Here is a 4343-nt window from a genome sequence, read left to right as displayed (position 1 = left end):
TGAGCTGTACGAACGAGCCGATAGACGCGCCCATTCTGGGCGAAAAGCCGCACCCCCCGTCAGGCTCACGCCCCTGTCCAGGCTGCCCCAAAACGCAAAGAGCCGGCACGGATGCATCCGTACCGGCCCTTCACGCGTTCACCCTCAGGCGTACGACATGCCCATCGCGGTGCGCACCTCGGCCAGGGTGGCCTCGGCGACCTCGTTGGCGCGCTCGTTGCCGCGGCGCAGGACGTCGGCCACGAAGCCGGGGTCCTTCTCGAGCTCGGCGCGGCGCTCGCGCAGCGGGGCGAGCTCGGTGTTGATCGCCTCGGTGACGCGCTTCTTGAGCGCGCCGCCACCGCCGTCGCCGATCTCCTCGGCCACCGCGGCCGGGTCGACGCCCTCGCACAGGCCGATCAGCTCGAGCAGGTTGGCGACCTCGGGACGGTTCTCGGGGTCGTAGGTGATGTTGCGGTCCGAGTCGGTCTTGGCGCCCTTGATCTTCTTGGCGGTCTCGTCGGCCGTCATCCGCAGCTCGACGACGTTGCCCTTCGACTTGCTCATCTTGGTGCCGTCGGTGCCCAGGATCATCGGCACCTCCGCCAGCAGCGCGTCCGGCTCGGGGAACGTCTGGCCGTACTTGTCGTTGAAGCGACGCGCGACCACGCGGGTCTGCTCGATGTGGGGGAGCTGGTCGCGGCCGACCGGCACCACGTTGCCCTTGCAGAACAGGATGTCCGCCGCCTGGTGCACCGGGTAGGTCAGCATCAGGCCGCTGATCGCCTTGATCCCGGCGGTGGCGGCCTCGTCCTTGACCGTGGGGTTGCGCTGCAGCTCCGCGACGCTGACCAGGCTCAGGAACGGCAGCAGCAGCTGGTTGAGCGCCGGCACCGAGGAGTGGGTGAAGAAGGTCGCCCGCTCCGGGTCGATCCCCGCGGCCAGCGAGTCGAGCATCAGGTTGCGGACGTTGCCGACGATGTCGCCGGCGATCTCGCGGTCGGTGATGACCTGGTAGTCGGCGATGATCTGCCAGATCTCCGCGCCGAGCTCCTGCAACTTGAGGCGGTTGCGGATGGAGCCGAAGTAGTGCCCGATGTGCAGGGAGCCGGTCGGGCGGTCGCCGGTGAGCATCCGGAACTTCTCCGGGTTCGCGGCGATCTGGGCCTCGACCTCGGCGCTGCGGGCGACGGAGGCGCGGTACGAGTCAGTCACGCCCGACAGTCTAGGTGGGACCAGGCGCGGGGGAGCGGGACGGGGCGGCGGTCGGGGGCGGGTAGGCTCGCCCGCGTGCCGACCATCGGAGTAGCCGTTGCGATCCCTGAGCCCTGGGCATCCGGGCTCCAGGAGTACCGCACCGACCTCGGCGACCTCACGGCCCTGCTCATCCCGACGCACGTCACCCTGATCCCGCCGACGGAGATCTCCGAGGAGCAGTTCAGCGAGATCGAGGAGCACCTGGCGGCCGTCGCCGCCTCGCGGTCCTCCTTCCGGGTGCACCTGCGTGGCACCGGCACCTTCCGCCCGGTCTCCCCGGTCGTGTTCATCGCGGTCGCCGAGGGGATCGCCGGCTTCGAGCAGCTGGCAGACGCCGTACGCACCGGCCCGCTCGCCGTCGAGCTGGACTTCCCGTACCACCCGCACGTGACGGTGGCGCACAACCTGGCCGACGACCTGCTCGACCGGGCGTACGACGAACTGGCAGAGTTCGAGTGCGTCTTTGATGCCGACGCGTTCCACCTGTACCGCCACGACGAGACCCTGGGGTGGCAGGCCACCCGCGCCTTCGAACTGGAGTGAGCATGTCGACCCGCGCTGACGAGGAACGGTCCACGGTCGAGGAGGTGCGCGAGAGGGCCAGCCAGGCCCGCAGTCGCGCGGAGGAGCTCCGTCGCAAGCACCCACGGCTCAGCCGGGTCATCGCGACCGGCGAGCAGTTCGGCGCCGCCCAGGCCACCCAGCACGCCGGGGCCGTCACGTACTTCGGCCTCCTGTCGTTCTTCCCGCTGCTGGCCATCGCCTTCTTCGCCGTGGGCTACATCTCCCAGGCGTACCCCGACGCGGAGAACACGCTCCTCTCGGTCCTCAACGGCGTCCTCCCGGACGTGTTCGGGCCCGAGGAAGACGGCAAGATCCCGCTCTCCTTCGTCCAGGACGCCGGCTCCGCGGTCGGCGCGATCGGCCTCGTCGCCCTGCTCTACTCGGGTCTCGGCTGGCTGTCGGCCATGCGCAAGGCGGTCGCCGCCTGCTTCGACGAGTCGTACGACGAGCAGCCCGGCTTCGTCGTGGGCAAGCTCCGCGACCTCGTCTCCATGGTTGTCCTCGGCCTGGTGCTCCTGGTCAGCGTCGCGGCCTCCAGCCTGCTGCGCGCCTTCGGTGAGGAGGTGCTCGACTTCCTCAGCTGGTCCAGCAGCCTGGGCTGGGTGGTCCAGGTCGTCACCTGGCTGCTGGGTCTGGCGACCAGCGTCCTGCTGTTCTGGGCGATCTTCCGGGTGCTGGCCCGGCCGAAGGTGCCCGGGCGGGCCCTGCTCCAGGGCGCGCTCGTCGGTGGCGTCGGCTTCGAGCTCCTCAAGTGGCTGTCGGGCTACCTGCTCGCCGCGACCCGCGAACAGCCCGCCTTCCAGGCGTTCGGGATCGCGTTGATCCTGCTGGTCTGGATCAACTGGTTCGCACGCGTCGCCCTCTTCGCGGCCTGCTGGGCGTACACCGCTCCCGAGGCCGTCAGTGCGCGGGCCGCCGACCCGCGTCCTGAGGCCAAGGTCGAGGGACCGCACCTGGGGCCCGCCGCCGTACGCGGCATCCCCGCAGGCACGCGGGCGCAGGACGAGCCGTGGACGCCGGGCGCCGCCTTCGCGGTCGGCGCGGGCGCCATGCTCGGCCTGGTGGCCGTGCTGCGACGCATCGGTCGCTGACCGGCTCTGTTGCTGCGGACGAAGGGGTGGCCGGTCCGGCCGTCCCTCACCCAGCCCGCCGTCTCGCATGGTGACAGGATTTGCCGGGTACATTAAGTCGATTAAAACAGTGTAGTAACGTCACTTACGTGACTCAGACACTCCTGGTTCCCGAGACAGCGCCCGCGGTGGCGCGCGACGCCATCCCAGTCGCGCCCGCTGCCCGACGCGCAGGCGGGCGCGGCCCGTCGTCCCGCTTCCTGACCGCCCTGCGCCTGCTGAGCCCGGTCTTCGTGCTGGTCGCCTGGCAGCTCGCCTCCAGTACGGGGCTGCTGGCCGAGAGGACGCTCGCCTCGCCGCTCAGCCTCGTGGACACCTTCACCGCGCTGTGGAGCAGCGGGGAGCTGCAGGAGGCCGTCCTGGTCTCGCTGCGCCGCGCGGCGATCGGCTTCGCCATCGGCGGTGCGGTCGCCGTCGTCCTGGGGGCCGTCGTTGGCCTCAGCCGCCTGGGTGACGCGCTGGTCGACCCGCTCGTGCAGATGCTGCGGATGCTGCCCCTGCTCGGCCTGGTTCCGCTGTTCATCATCTGGTTCGGCATCAAGGAGGAGCCCAAGATCTACCTGGTCGCGCTCTTCGTGATCGTGCCGCTGTACCTCAACCTCGTGGCCGCCCTGCGCGGCGTCGACCCCGACCTGCGGGAGGCGGCCGGCACCCTGCAGCTGACCCGCACCGAACGGTTCCGCCACCTGTACGTCCCCGCGGTTACCCCCGGCCTCCTCGTCGGGCTGCGCCAGGCGCTGGGCATGGCCTGGATCGCCCTCATCGTGGCCGAGCAGGTCAACGCTGGCGCGGGCCTGGGATACCTGATCAACAACGCCCGCGACTTCCTCCGTACGGACGTGATCGTGGTCGGTCTCATCTGCTACGCGGCACTGGGGCTGGTGACCGACTCGGCCGTACGTCTGCTCGAGCGACGCGCCCTGCGCTGGCGGGGGGACGTGGCATGAGTGAGATCGTCAGCGACCTGAAGGGCGTCGGACGCGCCTTCGGCGACCAGACCGTGCTGTCCGGCATCGACCTGACCATCCGCCGCGGCGAGTTCATCGCGCTGCTGGGCCACTCCGGCTGCGGCAAGTCGACGCTCCTGCGCATCGTCGGGGGGATCGACCGCGAGGCCACCGGCCAGGTCAGCACCGACCCCAACACCGCGGTCGCCTTCCAGGACCCGCGCCTCTTCCCCTGGCGCTCGGTCCTCGACAACGTGACCCTCGGCCTGCGTGGGCCCGACCCCGCTGGGCGGGGCCGGGCGCTCCTGGAGGAGGTGGGGCTCGGTGGTCGCGAGGACGCCTGGCCGCGCGAGCTCTCCGGGGGTCAGAGGCAGCGGGTCGCCCTGGCTCGGGCGCTGGTCCGCGAGCCGGCCCTGCTGCTGCTCGACGAGCCGTTCAGCGCCCTCGATCCCGCGATCCGTGGCGA

At 70.7% G+C, this 4343-nt stretch carries 5 protein-coding genes; 4 read left to right on the top strand and 1 reads right to left on the bottom strand.

The genetic code is table 11. From position 1 onward, the window contains the following. Positions 1 to 144: 144 nt before the first annotated feature. Positions 145 to 1194 (bottom strand): tryptophan--tRNA ligase, encoded by a 1050-nt coding sequence (trpS, locus tag ACI379_RS00840; RefSeq protein WP_439790162.1) that lies wholly within the window; start codon positions 1192 to 1194, stop codon positions 145 to 147. Positions 1195 to 1269: 75 nt separating this feature from the next. Here trpS and ACI379_RS00835 point away from each other — a divergent pair, with 75 nt between their 5' ends. From ACI379_RS00835 to ACI379_RS00820, 4 genes are all read left to right on the top strand, one after another. Further along, entirely contained in the window at positions 1270 to 1779 is a 510-nt protein-coding gene (locus ACI379_RS00835) for a 2'-5' RNA ligase family protein (RefSeq protein WP_439790161.1), read from the top strand. A gap of 2 nt (positions 1780 to 1781) precedes the next feature. Then, a complete protein-coding gene (locus ACI379_RS00830) occupies positions 1782 to 2891 on the top strand; it encodes a YihY/virulence factor BrkB family protein (RefSeq protein WP_439790160.1) in 1110 nt (369 codons plus the stop codon). 128 nt (positions 2892 to 3019) lie between these two features. Beyond that, the gene (locus tag ACI379_RS00825; RefSeq protein ID WP_439790159.1) at positions 3020 to 3877 is read left to right on the top strand and encodes an ABC transporter permease; all 858 of its coding nucleotides are present in this window, start codon (positions 3020 to 3022) and stop codon (positions 3875 to 3877) included. Then, positions 3874 to 4343: ABC transporter ATP-binding protein (locus ACI379_RS00820; RefSeq protein ID WP_439790158.1), on the top strand; the 470-nt coding region annotated here is incomplete at its 3' end. The genes ACI379_RS00825 and ACI379_RS00820, both read left to right, overlap by 4 nt.

The sequence above is a fragment of the Nocardioides sp. genome (assembly GCF_051876515.1).
Taxonomy (GTDB): Bacteria; Actinomycetota; Actinomycetes; order Propionibacteriales; family Nocardioidaceae; genus Nocardioides.
The sequence above is the reverse complement of the archived record's forward strand: the minus strand, read 5'-3'. Positions and strand labels throughout refer to the sequence as shown.

Excerpts from the sequence above, each read along its gene's own strand:
- ACI379_RS00830 (WP_439790160.1), top strand. The coding sequence starts at position 1,782 with ATGTCGACCCGCGCTGACGAGGAACGGTCCACGGTCGAGGAGGTGCGC.